Annotated in this window: 16 protein-coding genes, 1 tRNA gene and 1 pseudogene; 7 read left to right on the forward strand and 11 right to left on the reverse strand. The window is 65.9% G+C overall.

The window, feature by feature from the left end:
* Positions 1-106: 106 nt before the first annotated feature.
* From IEV99_RS11805 to IEV99_RS11825, 5 genes and pseudogenes are all read right to left on the reverse strand, one after another.
* Positions 107-1,494 (reverse strand): annotated as a pseudogene (locus IEV99_RS11805) (transposase).
* 166 nt (positions 1,495-1,660) lie between these two features.
* On the reverse strand, positions 1,661-2,926 hold the full coding sequence (locus IEV99_RS11810) for a Gfo/Idh/MocA family protein (RefSeq protein WP_280514662.1): 1,266 nt from the start codon (positions 2,924-2,926) through the stop codon (positions 1,661-1,663).
* 46 nt (positions 2,927-2,972) lie between these two features.
* Positions 2,973-3,848, reverse strand: a complete 876-nt coding sequence (locus IEV99_RS11815) for an ABC transporter permease (protein ID WP_188517994.1) — start codon at positions 3,846-3,848, stop codon at positions 2,973-2,975.
* On the reverse strand, positions 3,845-4,786 hold the full coding sequence (locus IEV99_RS11820; protein ID WP_188517995.1) for an ABC transporter permease: 942 nt from the start codon (positions 4,784-4,786) through the stop codon (positions 3,845-3,847). The genes IEV99_RS11815 and IEV99_RS11820 overlap by 4 nt, the downstream gene beginning before the upstream one ends.
* Before the next feature lie 51 nt (positions 4,787-4,837).
* Positions 4,838-6,346: an ABC transporter substrate-binding protein gene (locus IEV99_RS11825; protein ID WP_188517996.1), complete on the reverse strand. Its 1,509-nt coding sequence runs from the start codon at positions 6,344-6,346 to the stop codon at positions 4,838-4,840.
* 213 nt (positions 6,347-6,559) lie between these two features.
* Between IEV99_RS11825 and IEV99_RS11830 the strand changes: the two genes are divergently transcribed.
* The 3 genes from IEV99_RS11830 to IEV99_RS11840 are packed head-to-tail and all read left to right on the forward strand — an operon-like array spanning position 6,560 to position 11,005.
* Positions 6,560-7,768 (forward strand): ROK family transcriptional regulator, encoded by a 1,209-nt coding sequence (locus IEV99_RS11830; protein WP_188517997.1) that lies wholly within the window; start codon positions 6,560-6,562, stop codon positions 7,766-7,768.
* Positions 7,769-7,786: 18 nt separating this feature from the next.
* The gene (locus IEV99_RS11835; RefSeq protein ID WP_188517998.1) at positions 7,787-9,370 is read left to right on the forward strand and encodes a gamma-glutamyltransferase family protein; all 1,584 of its coding nucleotides are present in this window, start codon (positions 7,787-7,789) and stop codon (positions 9,368-9,370) included.
* 27 nt (positions 9,371-9,397) lie between these two features.
* Positions 9,398-11,005, forward strand: a complete 1,608-nt coding sequence (locus IEV99_RS11840) for an ABC transporter ATP-binding protein (RefSeq protein WP_188517999.1) — start codon at positions 9,398-9,400, stop codon at positions 11,003-11,005.
* Between the two features lie 950 nt (positions 11,006-11,955).
* Here IEV99_RS11840 and IEV99_RS11845 read toward each other — a convergent pair.
* From IEV99_RS11845 to IEV99_RS11870, 6 genes are all read right to left on the reverse strand, one after another.
* A complete protein-coding gene (locus IEV99_RS11845) occupies positions 11,956-13,143 on the reverse strand; it encodes an AAA family ATPase (protein ID WP_188518000.1) in 1,188 nt (395 codons plus the stop codon).
* Positions 13,143-14,087 carry a hypothetical protein gene (locus tag IEV99_RS11850; protein ID WP_188518001.1) on the reverse strand — a complete coding sequence of 315 codons (945 nt, stop codon included), beginning with the start codon at positions 14,085-14,087 and terminating at the stop codon, positions 13,143-13,145. Before IEV99_RS11850 ends, IEV99_RS11845 begins: the two co-directional genes overlap by 1 nt.
* Before the next feature lie 207 nt (positions 14,088-14,294).
* Entirely contained in the window at positions 14,295-14,513 is a 219-nt protein-coding gene (locus IEV99_RS11855; protein WP_188518002.1) for a helix-turn-helix domain-containing protein, read from the reverse strand.
* Between the two features lie 116 nt (positions 14,514-14,629).
* On the reverse strand, positions 14,630-15,340 hold the full coding sequence (locus IEV99_RS11860) for a hypothetical protein (protein WP_188518003.1): 711 nt from the start codon (positions 15,338-15,340) through the stop codon (positions 14,630-14,632).
* Positions 15,333-16,550, reverse strand: a complete 1,218-nt coding sequence (locus tag IEV99_RS11865; protein WP_188518004.1) for a tyrosine-type recombinase/integrase — start codon at positions 16,548-16,550, stop codon at positions 15,333-15,335. Before IEV99_RS11865 ends, IEV99_RS11860 begins: the two co-directional genes overlap by 8 nt.
* A 159-nt stretch (positions 16,551-16,709) precedes the next feature.
* A tRNA-Ser gene (locus tag IEV99_RS11870) sits at positions 16,710-16,799 on the reverse strand.
* 157 nt (positions 16,800-16,956) lie between these two features.
* Between IEV99_RS11870 and IEV99_RS11875 the strand changes: the two genes are divergently transcribed.
* From IEV99_RS11875 to tmk, 4 genes are all read left to right on the forward strand, one after another.
* Positions 16,957-17,355, forward strand: coding sequence for a hypothetical protein (locus tag IEV99_RS11875; protein ID WP_188518005.1), 399 nt, complete (start codon positions 16,957-16,959; stop codon positions 17,353-17,355).
* Positions 17,356-17,743: 388 nt separating this feature from the next.
* Positions 17,744-18,787, forward strand: a complete 1,044-nt coding sequence (locus IEV99_RS11880; RefSeq protein ID WP_244643827.1) for a septal ring lytic transglycosylase RlpA family protein — start codon at positions 17,744-17,746, stop codon at positions 18,785-18,787.
* Between the two features lie 72 nt (positions 18,788-18,859).
* A complete protein-coding gene (locus IEV99_RS11885; protein WP_188518007.1) occupies positions 18,860-20,080 on the forward strand; it encodes a D-alanyl-D-alanine carboxypeptidase family protein in 1,221 nt (406 codons plus the stop codon).
* Entirely contained in the window at positions 20,077-20,724 is a 648-nt protein-coding gene (tmk, locus tag IEV99_RS11890) for a dTMP kinase (protein WP_188518008.1), read from the forward strand. Before IEV99_RS11885 ends, tmk begins: the two co-directional genes overlap by 4 nt.
* Positions 20,725-20,727 lie beyond the last annotated feature (3 nt).

Raw genomic sequence — 20,727 nt, forward strand, 5'->3', positions numbered from 1 at the left:
ATCTGTTTGCACATTTGCTTCCGGCACATATACCGTAAGCGGGTCATAGAAACTGACCTCGCGAATCTCAGATAGCATTCGTCGGGAAGCGGCGTTGCCTTCCTACTTAGGCTGGCATCCAAAGGGGTCCGTTCGGCAGGAGCTTGGCCAGCTTCCTGAGGTTCTGTGCGGCTGCGGCCAGTTGGAACTCGTCTCGGGCTCCATGCGGGCCGCGAAGCCGCAATCGGTCGAGCCTCAAGATGCGCTTCAGGTGCCCAAACAGCATCTCCACCTTCTTCCGCTGCCGGCGTGAGGTGACGTACTCGTCAGTGGTGGCGATGGCCCGCGCCATGTCGCGGGCCCCTTCGTGCATTGAGCGTGGGATCTTGCGGGCCGGTGTGTTGGGGCAGCACCGAGGCTTCATGGAGCAGGCGTCACAGTCGTGCTTGCTGGCGCGGTAGCGCATCATGCCCTCCTTCGGCCAGCGGACGGGGGTTCCGGTAGGTTCTCTGTCGCTGCCGCAACAGATTGCCGGCGAGGCAAACATAGACGTCCTGCTGGTAGTCGTAGGCGAACTCCGAGCGGCTGAAGGTGCCGTCCTGCCGCTCCGACTTGTCGAAGACCGGGATGTGAGGCTCGATCCCGCGCTCGTGGACCAGCCAGGTGAGAATCTCGGCCGAGCCGTATGCGCTGTCTGCGGCGAGCCGGGCCGGCAGAGGTCGAAGCGGTCCTGGGTGCGCTCGATCATGGTGCGATCCGCGCCGACCTCGGCTTGCCGGATCGCGCGGCTGGCTTCCACATCGACGATGACGGCGTGCCTTGAGGTCGATGAGGTAGTTGGCCGCGTAGGCGAAGAAGGCGTGTCCCTTCAGTGCGCCGGTCCATTGTGCCGCCGGATCGGACTTGGACACGAACTTCGGCTTCACCTCTGAGGCGGCGCCCCAAGCCGCTTCGTCGAGCGTGTCCAGGTACTCTCAGACTGAACGCCTCGTCTCGCCAAGAGCCGTCCAGTCCACCGTCTCGCATCCTTCGGCGGAACGCTGCCTGTTCGCGTCCGCCTTGATCAAGCTGGCGTCGACGGCGAAGCCTTCGCCGCTGACGAGGCCCTCGTCCATGCAGCGCCGGACGGTCGCCTCGAAGAGCTCGCGGAGAAGGTCGCTGTCGCGGAAGCGGCCGTGACGGTTCTTCGAGAAGGGTCGAGTGGTCCGGCACGGCGCCGTCCAGGCCTAGGCGGCAGAACCAGCGATAGGCCAGGTTGAGGTGGACCTCCTCGCAGAGCCGGCGCTCGGAGCGAATGCCGAAGCAGTAGCCCACCAGCAGCATCCGAATCATCCGCTCCGGGTCCATCGAGGGCCGGCCCATCTCGCTGTAGAACGGCCGCAGGCGGGCGCGAATGCCAGACAGATCGACGAACCGGTCGATGCTGCGGATCAGGTGATCGGCCGGGACATGGCGCTCCAGGCTGAACTCGTAGAACAGCGCTTCTTGATGAGCCACCGTCCGCTCGCCCATCATCGCATCACCTCCCGACCCAACGACGACTGAATCAGGACTTCACACTCGCTGCATCGCCGACTTTTTCAACGAAATCGGCGCGAAGCGGACCTTGCGCGCAGTTCGGAATTGATGCCGGTGCCGCGCCCCCGTGCTTCTTGCACGTGTCGAGGCAGCGTTGCAGACTTCAAGGCAACTGCGCATCGCGAGGAGCCGGAGGACGAGCGACGGCCGGAATATAGTCCTCAAAATCCTCGTCGTCGAAGAAGACCGTGCGGCCCAGTTCCGCCGAACGATACAGCGCCATCAACATGCGCACAACTTCGACGCCGTCGACGAAAGTCTCCATCGGGGCAACTCCCTTTCGGAAGGCCTCGACGAAATGGCGGTTTTCAAGCGTGTAGCCGTAGACTCCGGCTTCATCCTCGAGCACGGGCATCAGGCCCTGTTCGGCGTTCTGTTTCTCGACAAGGTCTTCGCCGGCGTTACCCGTGACCGCGCGCGACATGAACACCTTGAGGCCGGAGCCAAGGGAATTGAACTCCATGGCGTATTCCGGACCCAGCAATTCCAGCGTGATGCGCAGGCCGGCGCCCACATAGGCCCAGGACGTCGTCGCCTCGATGATCAGTTCATTCCCTTCGGCGTCCTGGAGGGTGATGAGCCCGCGGGCGAAGTCCTCCGCCGGGCGGCGGCCATAGTCCACTCCGGCGCCCATCGAAGCCTTCAGGCGCTCCGCATAGGCCGGCCGCGTCCATTTCAGGTTCGCCACCGTGGCGCTCGCCGAAACGAGCTTCAGCGCGTCGCGCGGTTCTCCCGGCGCGGCGAGCATGAAGCGGGCGACCTCCACGCTGTGGCACATCATGTCGGACAGCACGCCGCCGCCCTGCAACTCACCCCGCCAGAACCAGGGCTCGTGCGGGCCGCTATGCTCCTCGGTGGCACGGGCGATATAGGGGCGGCCGGTCGTCGGCACAGCCCGCCGCCAGATGATGTCGCGCCCTCGCAGAACGGCAGTCGAGAACAGCTGGTTCTCCAGGTAGCCGTGCAGCAACCCGCAATCCTCGATCAGGGCGAGCATACGCCGCGCCTCGCGCAGGGTTCGGGCCAGGGGCTTCTCGCAGGCCACGGCCCGAAGTCCCGTCGCGCCCTGCTTCACAAGGCGGTGGATTTCGGTCATGGCCTCGATGCGGGCGTGGTTGGGATTGACCAGCCACACGGCGTCCACCTGGCCGGAGGTGAGCATCTCCTCGATGCTCGGGAACGCGACGCAGGCGCCGAGTTCCTGCTCGCGCGCCTTGGCCGCGAAGGCGTCCCGCCGTCCGGGGCTGGGGGCGTAGACTCCCGTGACCTCCACGTTGCGGACGCCCACCAGAGACGCGAGATGGAAATTCGCCATGAACCCGGCTCCGATGAAGCCGATCCGGAGCGTGGGAAGCTGCTCGCGTGACACCGTCGTCTTCTCCTCTGTGCGTTGTCCGGCGGCCGTGGATCGGCGTTCAGTCCTGCGGGTTCAGGGCGTCGTTCAAGGCGTCGCCGAGCATGTTGAACCCGATCACGACGACCACGATCGCCAACCCCGGCCAGACCGCCATCCAGGGCGCCTCGACCAGGAACTGCCGAGCCGAGTCGAGCATGCTCCCCCAGGACGGCGCTGGCGGAAGCTGGCCGAGGCCGAGGAATGCGAGGCTGGCCTCGGCCAGAACCGCGATGGCGGTCGTCAGCGCCGCCTGCACAATGATCGGCGGCAAGATGTTCGGCAGGATATAGGCGGTCAGGATCTTGGGGTGGGACAGCCCGACGGACCACGCCGCGCTGACGTAATCCTCCTGCCGCACGGCCAGCGTCTGCCCTCGCGCGAGCCGGACGAAGACTGGCATCGCCGAGATGCCGATGGCGATCATGGCGTTTTGCAGACTCGGGCCGAGAAACGCGGCGAGCGCGATGGCCAGCACCAGAAACGGGCAGGCCAGCAGGGCGTCGGTCAAACGCGAGATCACGATGTCGGCGACGCCGCCGAAATAGCCTGCGATCATGCCGAACGGCAGGCCGATCACCAGCGCGATGCCGACGGACAGGAAGCCTGCCGCCAGAGACGCGCGCGCGCCGTAGATCACGCGCGACAGCACGTCCCGTCCGAGATCGTCCGTTCCGAACCAATGCGCCGCCGAAGGCGCCTGCCGAATGGCCATCCAGTCGGAGGCGTTCGGATCATAGGGCGCCAACGCGGGCGCGAGCAGGGCGGCGAGCACGAAACCGAAGATGATGAAGCCGCCCAGAATGGCGGCGGGCTCACGGATGAGGCGCCCGGCGGCGGTCTTGCGTCCCAACCAGCCTCGGCCGACGGACGCCGCGGCGACCTCCGGTGCGCTCATGTGCGGATCCTGGGGTTCAGGGCCGCATAGGCGAGATCCGCCAGGAGGCTCAGGAGGAGAAAGAACGCGGCCGCGCACATCACCACGGCCTGAACCACCGCGTAATCACGGCCGAACACGCCGTCGACGATCATTTTGCCGAAACCCGGGATGCCGAACACCTGCTCGGTCAGCACGGCGCCCGAGAGAAGCTGGCCGAGTTGGAGCGTCGCCAGCGTGACCACGGGAATGAGGCCGTTCCGAAGGGCGTGCCGGACCACCACCGTGCGCTCGGGAAGCCCTTTCGCCCTTGCGGTTCGCACGAAGTCCTGGCGCAGGACCGTCAGCATCGAGCTTCGCGTGTGGCGCATGATGATGGCCGCCGACGACGAGCCCAGCACGATGCTGGGCAGCAGCATGGTCTTGAGGTTGCCCCAGGGACTCTCGAAAAAGGGCGTGTAACCTCCCGACGGCAGCAAGCCCATCGTGACCGAAAACAGGAGGATCAGCATGATCCCGAACCAGAAGCTCGGGATGGAAAGGCCGGCCAGCCCGAGCACGCCGACGAGGTAGTCCACGATCGTGCCGCGGTTCAGCGCCGCCGCGACGCCGGCCGGCACCCCGATCCCCAACGCAATGAGCATGGACAGAATCGAGAGCTCAATGGTGACCGGAAGCTTGTCGGCCACCATCGCGCCGATCGGCAGGCCGGTGCGCACCGAGGTCCCCAGGTCGCCCGACGCGAAGGCCTTCAGCCAGATCCAGTACTGGACCAGCAAGGGCTGGTCGAACTGGTACTTCTGACGAAGAAACGCGATGACCTCCGGGCTGCGGTCCTCGCCCGCGAGGGCCAAGGCCGGATCGCCCGGCAGCAGCTTCTGCAAGCCGAAGACGAGCACCGAGACCAGGAGCAGGGTGGGGATCGCCACCGCGAGCCTGCCGGCCAGGAATCGCAACATCTCGGATCCTTGGAAACGGAAGCGGGGCGGCCTCGTGGCCGCCCCGGCGCATCAGGAGGCGGGCTTGACGCCCTTCAGGCGCAACAGTCCGTCCGGGTACACGACGACGCCGTCCACCTTGGCGCGCGCGGCGAAGAACCAGTTGGGGTGGTAGATCGGGATGGTCGGGAGATCGGCCAGGTAGATGCCAGTCGCCTTGTCGTAAAGCTGCTTGCGCTTAGCGATGTCGCCCTCGGCCCGCGCAGCGTTGAGCACTCCCTCCAGGTCCTTGTTGCAGTATTTGTTGAAGTTCTGGCCGCCATTGCAGGCGAAGAACGCGTAGAGCGTCGGGTCCGGATCGGCGCGGCCGCTCCAGTTTCCGATGTACATCTCGAAATTGCCCGCCAGGTAGCGCTGAATCGCGGTGGCGGTTTCGAGCGGCAGGAGCTTCACGTCGAAGCCCGCCTCCTTGGCCATCGACTGGACGATCTGCGCCACGCGCGCGTCCGTAAGGGCGTTCTCAAAGGTAATCTCGACTGGAACCGTCGTCGCCCCAACTTCGGCCATCAGCTTCTTCGCGGCCGCAACGTCGCGCGCGGGCGCTGGATGGCTTTTGGGATAGAATGGGTCCGAGGGCGGGATCATCTGGTTGTCGGCCGTATACTCGCCGTTGAACGCGACCCTGTTGATGACGTTGCGGTCGATCGACAGCTCGAAGGCCCGGCGCAGGCGCGCGTCCTTCTGCAATGGCGAATTCGCCTTCTCGGGCTCGCCGACCTTGACCATCAGGTGAGAGACCGCGAGCCCGGGCGCGCTGTGCAGCTTCAGGTTCTTGTCGTCGCGAACGGTCTTGAGGTCGGTCGGCGCGATGCGCTCGGCGATATCCAGGTCCCCGGCCCGCACGCGCGCCAGCCGGACGGTGGAGTCCGGGATGTAGGAATAGAGGACCTCGTCGTAGCCGTAGCGGGCCGCATCCCAGTAGGAGGCGTCCTTCTGCAGCCGGATCAGATCGCGCGACTTGCGTTCGACGAACTTGTACGGGCCGACGCAGACGGGATTAGCGGAGAAGTCCTCTTTGGCCCCGGCGACCGGCGACACCATCATGCCGGCCCGGTCGCTCAGCACCGAAAGTAGCGGCGCGAAAGGCTCCTTGAGGTTGAGCCGGACCTGGTCCGGCGCCAGCACGTCCACGGACGCGACCGCAGCCAGTTCGGCCTTCCGGCGCGAATCCTTCATGGTCTGCATGCGGTCGATGTTGAACTTCACCGCCGCCGCGTCGAAGGGCGTTCCATCCTGAAAGGAAACGCCCTTGCGCAACGTGAACACGACCGACTTCTGGTCGTCCGCGAAGGTCCATTTCTCGGCGAGCTGAGGAACGATGCTCAAATCCTGCCCAATGTCGACGAGCTTGTCGCACATCGCGGCGAAAACGAAACGGCCGATATAGGTGCCGCTCGTGGCCGGGTCGAGCGCGTCGGGATCGTCCTGGATGCCGACCCGCAAGGTTGTCGCATGGGCGCTTGAGAGAGCGAGGAGCGGCGCCACCGCTAAGGCTGCGAACAGGGACCGGCGCAAGCGCATGAGATTGTTCCTCCCGTCCGCCATGTTGGACGTCGGCGGTCGTCTTTCGATGTGTTATGGATGCATGCGTGAGGTCCTTTGTAAAGGAGCCTGACGAATGTAGATCTTAGGGCGTCTCGCAACGGCAGTAGCGAGGCTTGCGGGCAAGCTCTAGGTTGACATCGCAAGGCGATCAGTTCCAGTTTGTCCGTCACCTTGACGAATTGGGTTCGCATGACAGACGCGATCACAACACCGCTGGCGCGCCAAATGTCGGTTCGCGCGGTTATGGAGGCGCTGATGCGGTCCGGCCCGATCTCGCGGGCCGAATTGGCGCGCGCCACGGGCTTGTCGAAGCAGACGGCGTCCGAAGTGGTCCGCGATCTGGAGGCGAATGGCTGGATCCGTGAACGGGGCCAGACACAGGGCCTCGTCGGGCGCAGCGCCACGACCTATGAACTAGACGCCGGACGCGCCTATGTGCTGGGCGTCGATCTTGGTGGCACCAAGGTGCACGTGGCGCTCGCCGACCTGTCCGGCGCCATCGCGGCGGAGGAAGTGGACGCGACGGACCGGCGTGGCGGCCATCATGTCATCGAGCAGATTGCGGCGCTCACCCGCAGCGCGGCGGCTCGCGCCGGAGCCGACCCTCGACGGATCCGTTACGGCGCCATGGGCAGCCCCGGCGTGTTCCAGCCCGGGTCCGGCCGCATCATCATCGCACCCAACATCCCGGACCTGGACCAGATCGACGTCGTCAAGGCCCTGCGCGTATCGCTGGGCTTCGGCGTCGCGGTCGAGAACGACGTCAATCTGGCGGCGGTGGGCGAGCGCTGGCGGGGATGCTGCCGGGAGGCCGCCACTTTTGCGTTCGTGGCGCTCGGCACGGGCATCGGCATGGGTCTGATGGCCGACGGCAAGCTCATCCGCGGCGCTCGCGGGGCGGCGGGCGAGATCGCGTACCTACCCCTGGGCGGCGACCCCTTCGACTCGCGCGGGTATCGCCTGGGCACGCTGGAGAACGCCATCGGGAGCGTCGCCATCATGGAGCGCTATCGGGGCCTGGGCGGACAGGGCGCCGAGGACGTGCGTGGCGTTTTCGATCGCCTGGTCGACGGCGACGCGGCGGCGCGAACCACGATGGACGAGGTGGCCCGCGTGCTCGCGCAGGCCCTCATGGCCATCCGGGCCATTCTGGACCCGGAGCTGGTTGTGCTGGGTGGCAGCATCGGAGCGCGACCGGAACTGGTGGAGCGCGTGCGCGCGCTTCTGAACGGGTTCATGGCGGAGCCGCTTCGGGTCGAGGCCAGCCCGTTGGGCGGCCGCGCCGCGCTGATGGGCGCGGTGGGAACGGCCCTGTCCACCCTGTACGACTCGGTTTTCGGGATGACGGACCTTCCTGGGGAGCAGGCGCGGACCGCCGGCGTCGAAACGGCGGCCTGATCAGGCGGAGCAACGACCATGCGCGATTTCATGAAGCCGGGCCGGTCCGTGGCCATCGCCGAGAACGGCATGGCGGCGACGTCGCATCCGGCCGCCACGCTGGCCGCGCTGGAGATCCTGAAGGCCGGCGGCAACGCCTTCGACGCCGCGATTGCGGCGGTCGCCCTGCAGGGCGTCATCGATCCGCACATGACGGGGATCGGCGGCGACTGCTTCGTCATGTTCAAGCCCGCGGGCGGCGCCCCTGTCGCGCTCAACGGTTCGGGCCGGGCGCCCGGCCGGGCGGACGCCGCATGGTTCCTCGATCGCGACATGGACGTAATCCCGGACGGGTCGGCCCATGCGGTCACGATCCCCGGCGCCGTCGACGCCTGGCTCCGCCTCTCGGCCGACCATGGCCGCATGAGCATCGGCGAGGTCTTCGCTCCGGCCATCGCGGCCGCCGAGAACGGCTACGTTGTGACGCCGCGCGTGGCGCTCGACTGGGCGCGATACGCCGGCCGGGTCGCGGCCCACGCGGCGGCGGCCGAGATGTTTCTGCCCGGCGGGCAGGCTCCCGTCGCGGGCGACAGGATGGCCGCCCCGGCCTTGGGCGGAACCCTGCGCCGGATCGCCCGGGAGGGCCGCTCCGCATTCTACGAAGGCGAGGCGGCGGAGGAAATGACCGCCGTGCTGAACGCCGCTGGCGGCCTCCACGCAGCCGAAGACTTCGCCGCGCAGGTCTCCGACTATGGCGAACCGATCCGCGCCGCCTATCGCGGCTACGACCTGCTGGAATGTCCGCCGAACGGCCAGGGCCTCGCGGCCCTGCTGATCACCCGCATTCTGGACGGGTTCGATCTCGCGGGTTCGGCCCTGAGCGAGGCCGACCGTATCCACCTTCTGGCGGAAGCCACCAAGGCGGCCTACGGATGGCGCGATCTGCTGGTCGCTGACCCGGCGCATCATCGCGTCGACATCGCCGAGATCCTGTCGGAGCGCTCGATCGCGCGCCTGCGGGCATGCATCAAGCTGGACCGGGCCGCCGAGGCCGGCGCCTTCGACGGTCCGGCCCACCGTGACACGGTCTTCGTCACCGTGGTCGACCGGGACCGCAACGCGGTCTCCTTCATCAACTCCCTGTTCTTCGCCTTCGGCAGCAGCATTTACGCTCCCCGGTCGGGCGTCCTACTGCAGAACCGGGGCGCGGGCTTCAGGCTGGACCCCACGCACCCCAACTGCATCGCGCCGGGCAAACGGCCGATGCACACCATCATCCCCGGCATGCTGATGCGCGACGGCGAGGGCGTGATGTCCTTCGGCGTCATGGGCGGACAGTATCAGGCCGCCGGTCACGCCCACATCGTCTCGCGCGTGGTCGATTTCGGGGATGATCCGCAGAGCGCCTCCGACCGGCCCCGGAGCTTCTGCTTCGACGGCGTGCTGTCGCTGGAGCCCACGATCCCGGACGCCGTGCGGGCGGATCTGGCCGCGCGCGGGCACAAAACCGCATGGGCCGACGAACCGCTGGGCGGGTGCCAGGCCATCTGGATCGACCATCGCAGGGGCGTGCTTCTCGGCGGCACGGACCACCGCAAGGACGGCGTCGCGCTCGGCTATTGAGCCTGTCGAGCCCAAGGAGTGCATCGCGTGACCGAGCCCCTGCTTTCCGTCGATGGCCTCACTCTGGCTCTGCCCGAAGATGCGGACCGCCCCAACGCGGTCACGGACGTGTCCTTCTCGGTCGCGCGCGGCGAGATCGTTTGCCTCGTGGGCGAGTCGGGGTCGGGCAAGTCGATCTGCGCCCAGACCCTGATGGGACTGCTGCCGCCGGCCATCCGGCGGGCCGGCGGCGCCATCGATTTCGAGGGCCTCGACCTTCTGGCGCTTGAACCGGAGGCGTGGCGAACGCTGCGGGGCCGCCGGATCGCGATGATCTTCCAGGAGCCCATGACGGCGCTGAACCCGGTCATGCGCATTGGCGACCAGATCGCCGAAACGTTCGAGGCGCATGGCGTGGGCACGCCTGCGGAGAGACGCGAACGGGCTCTCGCTCTCGCCGGCGAGGTGGGCCTGCCCGATCCCGCCCGCATCCTGCAGGCCTATCCGCACGAGATTTCCGGAGGCCAGAGGCAGCGGGCGATGATCGCCATGGCGCTGGCGCTCGAGCCGGCCTTGCTGGTCGCCGACGAGCCGACCACGGCGCTGGACGTGACCACCCAGGCGCAAATCCTGAAACTCATCCGTGAGCTCCAGCGTCGCCGGCGGATGGGCGTCGTCTTCATCACGCATGATTTTGGCGTAGTGCGCGAGATCGCCGACACCGTGGTGGTTCTCGAAAAGGGCAGGGTGGTGGAGAGCGGCTCGGCCGAAGAGGTGCTGACGCAGCCGCGTCACCCCTATACGCGCGCGCTTCTCGACGCCATTCCGTCGCTCGATCCCGCCGGCTCGACGCGTGCTGAAGACCAGATCGTCTGCGATGTCGCCGGTTTGACGAAAACCTACGCCAGCCGGTCAGGACTGTTCGGGGATACCCGGGTCGTTCATGCGGTGAAAGATGTGAGCTTCCACATCCGCCGTGGCGAGACGCTCGGGCTGGTCGGCGAATCCGGGTCCGGCAAGTCGACGGTCGCGCGCCTTGTGATGCGCTTGCTTGATCCGGATCGCGGAGACATTCGGATCGGCGGCGCCGACCTGGCGGGCGCAAGCGGCTCCGCCCTGCGGACCGCGCGGCGTCGCGTGCAGATGGTGTTCCAGGATCCTTTCGCGTCCCTCAATCCCAGGCGCAGGATCGGGCTGAGCATCGCGGATGGGCCGATCGCCAGCGGAACGCCCAGAGCCGTCGCCTTGGAGGAGGCGCGGGCCCTGCTGGAACTCGTCGGCCTCGATCCGCGCGCCGCGAACCGGTATCCGCACGAATTCTCGGGCGGCCAGCGCCAGCGCATCGGCATCGCGAGGGCGCTGGCGCTCAAGCCTGACCTGATCGTGGCAGACGAACCTGTTTCGGCGCTGGACGTCTCGGTGCAAAAGCACGTGCTCGGGCTGCTCGACGATATCAAGACGCGGCTGCGGCTCTCGATGCTGTTCATCACGCACGACCTGCACGTCGCCGCTCAGGTCTGCGACCGAATTGCGGTTATGCGTCGGGGCGAGATCGTGGAGGTGCGCCTGGCGAGCGAACTCTTTGCGTCCCCCGAGCACCCCTACACGCGCGAGCTACTCGCAGCTGCTCTGAGTTTGCCCCCTCGATTGCAATAAAGTCGGAGTGGTGCATTCGTAAAGCCGACCAAGCCACTGTTTTGGGGCTGCTCTTGCGTCATAGTAGCATCTAAGGCTTTCGCTCCACCACCCCAAGCGGCGGATCGCAGCAGCACTCAGCTGCAAACCACGCGCGAGTGTGAGATCGGCTTGGCGAACGAAAGTAAAGCGCGATTTGAAAAGCGCTAAATCGGAAAAATTCGTGGGCCGGATTACCGCCGCACGTGCGCAGGAGCACCGGGAGGACCCAAAGGGATCGGGCGCGAAGGGCGAGCGCGAGCGCAGCGCGGGGCGTGGGCGGGCGCGGGCGTGGTTGCCCGCGTCATTGCGCACGCGTGAGCCCGTGCCAATGTACGGGCCTCCCTGTAGCTAGCCCACTTGGTCGCCCCGACCTGGCGTCAGGGGCTGGGCGCGGTGGCTATGTGCTGAGGGTCGAGGCGACGGTAGACGGTCCAACCACCGTGCGTGGCCTCGTCCTCCTGCTAGGCGAAGAAGCGAGCCTCGGCTGCTCTGACACAAAGGATTGCATGCTCCGCGCCTCCGCAGCATCAAACCGGACGAGATGTCGGCGTGACGCCGACACTCGCCGGTCAGACGCGTAGGGAACGCCCACCATGCGTTCCCGATGCGCGGCCAGTTGAAGGGAGGCATTAGGCGCGAGCGGTTGAGGTCGAGCCAGTCCGGTTGATGCTCGCCCTACAGCCCCAATCCAACTCCCGTCTAGCGGGCCCAAAGTACCCGCGCGCATACGCGAGCTGGACTGCGTCAGTTGTTCGAAGCCTTATGGGACATTTACTGCAGTGGCTGTGCAAACAGTCCCCTTAGGGGAACCCCCGGTCTTCCAACCGGGGTGTTCCAACGCCCCCGGGGTATAAGGGGTGTGTGTGGACAGGGTGTCGGAACGGGGTTGGAAGGGTGTTGGAATAGAGGTTGGAAGGGCGTTGGAAGCGCTAAAGCCCGACCTCAACGAGCCGGCTGCGCCGTCGTGATGGCGGGCCGCTCTCCTCAAGACTGATCCTGCCAGCGTTGAACAGGCGCTCCATGGCGGCCGCGAAGTGCTTCTTGTTCCTGCCGCCCCGATCCGGGTTTTCGGCGAACAGCTTCGGCGCGTACGTGGAGCATGTCTTGGATGTGACATCCCGGTTTTGCTGGGCGAACTGGCTCAGCAGACGGAGAAAGATCGCATCGGTTTCAGCGTCGTAGCCGATCCCATTCGAACCGGGCAGGCCCGTTTCAAGCCGGAACCGGCCGTCTACCCAACGCAAGTGGATCTCGCCGCCCGCACGGCCGTAGTTGGCTTTCATTGTGCGAAGTACGCGTGCATCCGGGTCTGGCTCGGATCCGTTGGCCTTCACGCGATCGACGTAAAGGCGGCTCCGGACGCTATTAGACCAGGAGGTGGATCCGCTCAGGCCCGTTCCGTTCTGCATGCCACTTATTGACGGATGGGCTAGAAGCACGACTGCCAGATCGTATTCTACGGCGAGCGCTCGCAGCATGGCGATAAAGCCTCGTACGGCTGAGCGGTTGATCTCTTCGGGGAACAGATCGGCCGCCGTATCTAGGACGACCAGCGCCGGCCTTAACCGTTCGACCTCCGCTGTTAGCGCGCCCCAAAGCGGAGTGGGCCGGGGCTTGCCCGAAAGGTCGTTCACGGGCACCGCTAATGCTGTGCCCGATGCGCCTGCTGCGGCTTGCTCAACAAGCGAGACCAGCTCGAGCCGAGCGAGGTCACGGTCTGAGAACCCTCGACCACGCACTATGTCTTCCAGTCGCCGGTTCAACTCGTCTTGCTCATCTTCAGCGGACACAAAGAGGGCCGGCCCGGGGCGGGGCTCGCAAGTAAGCCAATCCGTGCCAGTGACACTCGCAACCGCCAGTTGCAGGCTCAGAAGGCTTTTGCCTGTTCCGCCGTCTCCGCCGAGCAAAGTGACCTGGCGCATGGGGACCAATCCCTCGGCGTACCACTCGCGCGGTGGAGCGGGCTGAGACAACAGCGAGGCCGCGGTAACCGGGCGCAACTTTAGGAGCGGCTCAGGCGCAATCGGGCCGCGCTGGCCCGGCTGCTCAAACCTTGATGCTGCCGCCTCATAGCGCACTGCTTGGATCTCGGCGTCTGCGCCGGCTCGGAAGCTCATCACGCCACCGCCGGCATCAGAATTGTTGAACGCCCGACAACATGACGCGTGAGCCGGACAAGCGCGGCCCAATCCTCGCGATCCTGGGCCGCAACGGGCGCGTGCTCAGCCCCGCATATCCCGGCGGCCGCTGCTTCCGTGAGCGGCACGGTGCCGACGCAGCCCGCCTTGATGCAGGTCAGGGGCGTTCGGTGCAGCCGAAGCGGCTTTCCCCGGTGGCACGTTCCGGGGTTCACTACCCGCGCCCGTGCTGCGGCAGGTTTGGGGAACGAGAAGCCGATCGCTCGGTCCGTGTCCGGCACATGCAGTGCACAGGACTGGTAGAGGCCAAGCCGCTCCCGTCCGTTTGGTCCATGGTCCACGACACCGGTCACCAGGACCGCGCCACAGCGCTCGGTAGGCGCACCGAGGCCATGTTCGCCGGGGTAGTAGCTCTGCAAGCAAAGACGGCGGCCAGGGCGGCTTGCGAACCACTCGCCATCGTCGTCGCGACTCATCTCGTTGTAAGCCTCATCGATCTGTTCGGCACCGTTGAGCTCGCCCATTCGCTCTCGCTTACAAATCGCGCGAACTGCAATCGCTTCTGACCGGTCCAGAACGTCCGGCCTGTCTGCAACAGGCGAATTTTGGCGGAAAAAAATTCCTACAAGGTAGCGGCCGAGTTGGTCGACATCCCGGCGATATATGCGCTCTTCCGCCTCGCTGCGGTCTCCCCAGTAGTCGAACTGATGTAGCCGGTACCTAGCGTTGAGACGGTCCCGATCCAGCACCAGAACCGCCCCAAGCTGCTCTCCATCGTCACGCTCCATTGAGGCCCAATAACGCGCAGTCTCAATTGAGCGCGAGAAACACACGGTCGGAGATCCAACACGGCTGTATCGCAGCACGCCGGATTTCAGCACCGCATTGGGAAACCTAGTTCCATGAAAGAGAAGTGAGCGCATTCATGAGCCTCGGTTTTAGCAGCTTCAATCGCGTGAGCGACTTGCCAATGCTCTGGTTTGACTGCGGAGATGGCCCAAGGTGCATGTGGTGCTGACACTCCCACCGCCCCTATGTGGCTCCGGCACTTACCGCAGCGGTGAGCCGCATCGTCCCACGGGAGACCCCGTCAACTGAGTCCAGCAGGCTGGGCGCAGAGATGCTGCCGATCATGTCCGTTTGGGGCAGGTAAGCCGATTGCTTCCGGCCTTGGGGGCGAGCTGCGGGAGCCTCGCAAGAAAATTCAGATAATCCTGCCGAAGGATGATCGTAAGGCGACCAGCCTTCCGGGCCGGCAGTTCGCCCTTGTTGATCCTGTCGTAGAGGGCCGTCTTGCTAAACGGGCCGAGTTCGACGACCTCGGCGATCGTCAACACAGGCTTTTCCATTGTTCTCGCTCCAAGGTTCAGCGAAGCGCTTGTGCGTTCGTGGCTGAACGTTGGAGATGGTGACACTGCAGGTCACTGGCGATTTCAGAAAATTATTTTCGCAAAAGCGGAGTTAGTCAGGAGCCTTCTTTCTCACTCATCGCCATAGCGTTGTTCATGAGCTCGACAGCTTCCTGCCTCGTGAGCATTGTGAATGACGCCGGAGGCACCAATCTGAACGCATCCATTACGGCGTATACAGTGCTGGCCTCTGGCGCTTTCAGCCCGCTGGCTTCATGGGTCGCGCTGAGGAACTCGAAGAACGATCCTGTGTCGCTCTTTTTCAGAGGCAAATTTCTAATCGTCCAAACGTGCATGAGGTTTGGCCAGAGCCAACCGGACAGTGGCCCACGTTGCCCGCCGGGAAGAATGCAGTAGTCCTCGTTGCAGGCCTCCTCCAGCAGGTGTTTGTTCTTGCTGGCATCGACGTAACATTTCTCCAGCTTGCGAAGGGTTGTAAGCAGGTCAAGCTCACTATCCGGAAATATAACATCTTCGACGTCGCATCCGTCCGGATGATAGAAGAAGTCCTTTAACAGCAGTGTTCGTGTCTTTCGAATGGACGCTGCGATCGTGCGGTATCGCCGGCCTAGTGTCGTCGGCGTTTCGCGCGGGCGGTCTATTGCGATCCGCTGGTAGGACTTGATAAGCCGCGATGCATCGGCCGCGAGCTCGTCGCAGACGGCTATATCGATGCCCTCCAGCCGGCTCTTCAGCAAACGTCGAAGCTCCTCTTCCACACGCGCTTCGACTTTCGATCCCCTTGCAAGATCGTCGCGGCTATCCATGGCGCGCCTGCCTAGCAGGGACGGCAACCACGTTGCCGCTTGTCGCGGGCGTCAGGTATGTCGCCCACGCGTCCATCAACTTGCGACGTTTCTCCAGCGCATCGCCCCGGCGATAGGCCTGCTCGACTTTCGAACCGACCGCATGGGCCAGGGCCTGTTCGGCGACTTCTCGCGGGACGGAAGTCTCTTCACCCGCCCAGTCCCGGAACGAGCTTCTGAAGCCGTGCACAGTGGCGTTTTCGACCTTGAGTCGGCGAAGCACCATCTCCAGGGCCATGACGCTGAGTCCCTTGCCGCGAAGCTGGCCCGGAAAAACGAAGCCACCGGTGGTCCGGAGGAGCGCCATTTCCTCAAGTATCCGGACCGCCGGGGTGGAGAGGGGAACGCGATGCTCCCGACCGGCCTTCATGCGGCCGGCCGGCACAGTCCAGACCTTGCGCTCTAGATCAATCTCAGGCCAGGTCGCGCCCATGGTCTCGCCCGACCTGGCGGCTGTAAGTACGGTAAACTCCAAGGCCCGCGCGGAGGAGCCCTTCATCTCGCGTACAAGCTCCAGGAATGCCGGGACCTCGGCGTATGCCATCGCGGCGTGGTGCCCACGCGAGAGCTTGGGACGTTTAGGCAATAGGTGGTCTAGGTGGTTGCGCCACTGTGCCGGGTTCGGGCCTGAGCGATGTCCTCGGACAGTGGCCGCGGTGAGCACGGCCTCTATGCGTCCCCTTACCCTTGAGGCGGTCTCGGGTTTGGTAAGCCAAATCGGTTTCAGTGCCGCGAGCACGTCCTCAGTGGTTATCTTGTTCACCGGCAAAGGTCGTAGGGCAACTGCGTACTCCCGCAGCGTCATTTTCCATTGCGCCCGGTGTTTCTCATTCCGCCAGGATCCCTCATGGGCCTGGATGAGCGCGTCGGCAGCTTTTCCAAAGGTCGGGACAGTAGTTCGTTGGGCACGTTTTTCGGCAAGAGGGTCCCCGCCGCGCGCGAGTATCTCGCGCGCCTCGGCAGCCTGCTGCCGGGCTGACGCGAGAGGCAACGAGTTCAGGCCACCAAGGCCCATCTCGCGTTGCCTCCCGTCCTTTTTGAATATGAAGAGCCACGATTTGGCGCCCGAAGGACTGATTTGAAGATAGAGCCCGCCCCCGTCCGACAGCCTCCCGGACTTGCGCGCGGTCGCGACAGCCCGGGCCGAGAGCTTGTTAAGTGAAATAGCCATTCGCCGCTCTGCCCGACCCCAGCGCATACCCCAGCGCGTAAGGCGGATAGTAGCGAACATACCCGAACGTAGACAAGCACTATGGACCGGGAATGACTTGCGCTATCGGCGATTGATCGAACGGTGCCGGAGGTCAGCAGGCCTCGGCGGAAGATAAACTGGCGGAAGGGGTGGGATTCGAACCCACGGTGAACTTGCGCCCACGGCGGTTTTCAAGACCGCTGCCTTAAACCACTCGGCCACCCTTCCGCAGGCTCTGGGCCGTGCGCGCGCCATCCATGCCGTGGCGGGCTCGCCTTGGCAAGAGTCGCGAGGGGCGGGGCGCGATCGTTTTCCGCAGCCGCATTGAAACCGACGCGCGGGGGCGTCCGTATCGGGACTGTCGAAACCGAGCGCGGAGAGTGGAATGCAACGCAAGCACGTGATCGGGGCAGCGATGGCGGCGGTCGTCCTGACAGGGCAGGGCGCCGCGCTGGCGAGCGGCCCCAAGCTGAATGGAGCCGACCTGGAGAAGGCCGTCGCGGGCAAGCGCGTCTTCCTGGCGGTGCCGCTCGGAGGCGAATTCCCGTTGTTCTACCGAGCCGACGGACGCGTCGACGGATCCGGCGAGGCGGTAGGGCTGGGGCGCTTCCTGAAGCCGAACGACAGCGGTCGCTGGTGGGTCTCGGGCGAGAAGCTCTGCCAGAAGTGGCAGAACTGGTATGACGGCCGCACCTTCTGCTTCACGCTCTCGCGGCAGGGGCCGGACAAACTGGCCTGGGTGCGTGACGACGGCACGTCCGGCGTGGCCCGCGTTGGCAACTGAGTGTGGCTCCCGAACAACCCGGCCCGACAATCCACGTCCTGGCCACGGCGAGCCGGCCTGCCGACACATTTCCGCCTTGATCGAGCGCCGAATTGGTGGCTGCTTTCGGACGATTTCATGGCGAAGCTTGACCGACGCCGTGCGGACGGGGATTGTTAAGCCTGCCTGATTCAGGTGGGCCTAAATTAATCCTTCGTTCATCGTCCCGCGTCAGAAATCGATCTGGCGCGATCGGAGGCGGATGCCCAGGGCAGGGCGAGCCGTAACGAACGCGCGGCGTACAGGCGTTTTGAGGGGGTAGTCCATGGACACGCACCGGATCTCCGACCAAGAGACCGCCGTATCCGAATCATCCCCCACGTCCGTCGTTGTGCCATCACCTTCGAGCTTGCAGCGAGGCCTTCGCGTTTGCGCCGCGGTCGCGGCTGGCCTGCTCGTGGCGAACTGCTCGTCCTCATCGCCCACCCGCACCGCCAAGGGCGGCATCGATCCCAAATATGGTGTGTCCGCCAGCCCGCGCGTGGTCGCCGATGGCGAGCCGGTGCCGAAGGGCGGCGGCCGCGATCTGGTCGGCAAGCCTTACGTTGTCGCCGGCCGCCTCTACACGCCGCGCGAGATGCCGAACTACTCAGCCGTCGGCACTGCCTCGTGGTACGGCTCGGCCTTCCATGGCCGGCGCACCGCCAACGGCGAAGTGTTCGACCGCATGTCGATTTCCGCCGCGCATCCGACGATGCCGCTGCCGAGCTACATCCGCGTCACCAACATGGACAACGGCTATTCGATGATCGCCCGCGTCAATGACCGCGGGCCTTATCATGGCAGCCGCCTGATCGACGTGTCGCAGCGCGTGGCGGAGTCGCTGCGGTTCAAGCACATCGGCACGGCCCGGGTCCGGGTGGATTACGTCGGCCGCGCCTCCCTGGCCGGCAGCGACGACCAGAAGCTCGCGATGACGCTGCGCTCGGACGGACTCCCGGCCCAGCTGCGCGGCGCCGACACCATGGTGGCGAGCGCCGAGCCGGCCGTTCTGCCGCGCCCCTCCGTGGCGCGCGCGCTTCCGGCGGACGACGAGGAAGAGGGCGTTCCGGCCATCGTCGCCAAGGCGTCTCCGGCGCCCGCCGTCGCCGCGCCCCGCACCGCTCCGGTGTCGACGCCCATCCAGGCGGTCGCGGCCCTGCCGCTCGGCAAGCCGGCCCCGGGCGTGCCGCTGCCGCCGGATCGCCCCTTCGACCTCGGCACAATCCCGAACGCCGCCAAGCCCGTGCCGGCCCCGGCGCCCCGCACGGCGCAGCGCGCGCCCGGAACGGTGACGGCCGGCCTGTTCTATGCGCAGCCCGACGCGGTGACCTCGTCGTTTCGCAAGGACGACCCGATGGCCCGCCTGATCCAGCAGAACTTCGTTCCGCTGCGCGCCGCCGCCAGCTTCTGAACCGTCTCCAACGGTCGTTGATTTCCGACCGTCGCCCGCCCATGGTGGGTGCGTTGGCAGGCGGATGACGACATGATGCATCGCGATTTTCGAGCGGGTTTGCGGCGGCTTCGGCTCGCCGTCGGGATCGCGGCTGGCCTTGTTGCCCTTGCGCTCGCGCCGGCTCCTGCCTGCGCCCAGGCGCAGGGTTTCCAGAGCACCGCCCCCTACGCCATCCTGATGGACTACGACACCGGCGCGGTTCTTTACGAGAAGGCCGCCGACGACCTCATGGTCCCGGCCAGCATGGCCAAGCTGATGACCCTCGAAATCCTGTTCAAGGAGATGGCTGAGGGCAAGGTGAAGCCGGACGATGAGTTCCTGATTTCCGAGGGCGCCTGGCGCCGCGGCGGCGGCCCGTCCGGCGGCTCCTCCATGTTCGCCCAGCTCAACAGCAAGGTGAAGGTCTCCGACCTGATTCCCGGCATCGCGGTGCAGTCCGGCAACGACGCCGCCATCGCGGTGGCCGAGGGCCTCGCGGGCAGCGAGGGCGCCTTCGCGACCCGGATGACGACGCGGGCCCGCGAACTCGGGTTGCAGAAATCCACTTTCGCCAATGCGACCGGCATCCCCGATCCGGACCAGCGCGTCACCGCACGTGAACTGGCGCTCCTGGCCCGCCACATTATCCGGACCTACCCGGAGCAGTACAAGGTATTCGCCCAGCGCGAGTTCACCTGGAACAAGATTCGCCAGCAGAACCGCAATCCGCTGCTCACGCTCGACGTCGGCGCGGATGGGCTGAAGACCGGAAATGTCGGCGAATCCGGCTTCGGGCTGGTCGGCTCCGCCGTGCAGAACGGCCAACGCCTGATCACAGTCCTGAACGGCCTCAAGACGAGCAAGGACCGCTCGGAGGAAGCGCGCCGCATCCTCAATTGGGGCTTCCGCTCCTTCGAGATGAAGGAGGTCTTCCCGGCCGGCGCGGCCATCGGCGAGGCGAAAGTGTTCGGTGGCGAGCCGGGCGAAGTGAAGCTCGTCGCCAAGGGGCCCGTGCGGGTGCTCGTTCCGCGTACCGGCAACGAGCGCTTGAGCGGCAAGGTCGTCTACCAGGGCCCGCTGCGTCCGCCCGTGAGCGCCGGCCAGGAGGTTGGGCGTTTGCGCATCAACCGCGGCGACATCCAGGTGCTGGACCTGCCGCTCTACGCCGACGAGGACGCCCAGCCGGGCAAGCTCACCAAGCGGGCGTTCGATTCGGCGACCGAACTGGCTGTCGGCTTCGTGCGGAGCAAGTTTCAGAAGTCCGGTTCATGACCCGGGCGCCCCTGCCGCGCGGCCGCTTCATCACCCTCGAGGGCGGGGAGGGTGCCGGAAAGTCCACGCAGGTCCGTCGGCTGGTGGCCGCGCTGGCGCAACGCGGCGTAAGCGCTGTCGCCACCCGGGAGCCGGGCGGCTCGCCCCGGGCCGAGGACATTCGCGCGGTTCTGCTTGCCGGCTCGGCCGAGCGCCTCGCGCCGCTGGCCGAGACGCTGCTGTTCGCCGCCGCCCGCGCCGACCATCTGGAGAAGACGATCCGGCCGGCGCTGGCGCGGTCGCAATGGGTGATCTGCGATCGCTTCGCCGATTCCACCCGCGCCTACCAGGGCGCCCTTGGCGGGGTGGACGCCGCGACGGTGACGACTCTAGAGCGGATCGCCGTGGGCGACACCAACCCGGATCTCACCCTCATCCTCGACCTGCCGGCCGACATTGGCCTGGCGCGCGCCGCCCACCGTCGTGGCGGAGGTGAGGTCGACCGGTTCGAGCAGGAATCGCTCGCGTTTCATCAAAAGCTCCGAGAGGCGTTTCTGGCTATCGCGGCGGCCGAGCCAGAGCGCTGCGTCGTGATCGACGCCTCCGGCGACGAAGGCCAGGTCGCGGCTGGCGTCATGACAGCCATCGAGCCGCTGTTGCGCTGATCG

It is taken from the genome of Alsobacter metallidurans (assembly GCF_014636935.1).
Lineage (GTDB): Bacteria > Pseudomonadota > Alphaproteobacteria > Rhizobiales > Beijerinckiaceae > Alsobacter > Alsobacter metallidurans.

Bases quoted from the DNA above. Each gene is read 5' to 3' on its own strand.
- IEV99_RS11865 (WP_188518004.1), bottom strand. From the start codon at position 16,550: ATGGCTATTTCACTTAACAAGCTCTCGGCCCGGGCTGTCGCGACCGCG.
- IEV99_RS11885 (WP_188518007.1), top strand. From the start codon at position 18,860: ATGATGCATCGCGATTTTCGAGCGGGTTTGCGGCGGCTTCGGCTCGCC.
- IEV99_RS11855 (WP_188518002.1), bottom strand. From the start codon at position 14,513: ATGGAAAAGCCTGTGTTGACGATCGCCGAGGTCGTCGAACTCGGCCCG.
- tmk (WP_188518008.1), top strand. From the start codon at position 20,077: ATGACCCGGGCGCCCCTGCCGCGCGGCCGCTTCATCACCCTCGAGGGC.
- IEV99_RS11835 (WP_188517998.1), top strand. From the start codon at position 7,787: ATGCGCGATTTCATGAAGCCGGGCCGGTCCGTGGCCATCGCCGAGAAC.
- IEV99_RS11815 (WP_188517994.1), bottom strand. From the start codon at position 3,848: ATGAGCGCACCGGAGGTCGCCGCGGCGTCCGTCGGCCGAGGCTGGTTG.
- IEV99_RS11845 (WP_188518000.1), bottom strand. From the start codon at position 13,143: ATGAGCTTCCGAGCCGGCGCAGACGCCGAGATCCAAGCAGTGCGCTAT.
- IEV99_RS11860 (WP_188518003.1), bottom strand. From the start codon at position 15,340: ATGGATAGCCGCGACGATCTTGCAAGGGGATCGAAAGTCGAAGCGCGT.
- IEV99_RS11825 (WP_188517996.1), bottom strand. From the start codon at position 6,346: ATGCGCTTGCGCCGGTCCCTGTTCGCAGCCTTAGCGGTGGCGCCGCTC.
- IEV99_RS11850 (WP_188518001.1), bottom strand. From the start codon at position 14,087: ATGCGCTCACTTCTCTTTCATGGAACTAGGTTTCCCAATGCGGTGCTG.
- IEV99_RS11875 (WP_188518005.1), top strand. From the start codon at position 16,957: ATGCAACGCAAGCACGTGATCGGGGCAGCGATGGCGGCGGTCGTCCTG.
- IEV99_RS11820 (WP_188517995.1), bottom strand. From the start codon at position 4,786: ATGTTGCGATTCCTGGCCGGCAGGCTCGCGGTGGCGATCCCCACCCTG.
- IEV99_RS11830 (WP_188517997.1), top strand. From the start codon at position 6,560: ATGACAGACGCGATCACAACACCGCTGGCGCGCCAAATGTCGGTTCGC.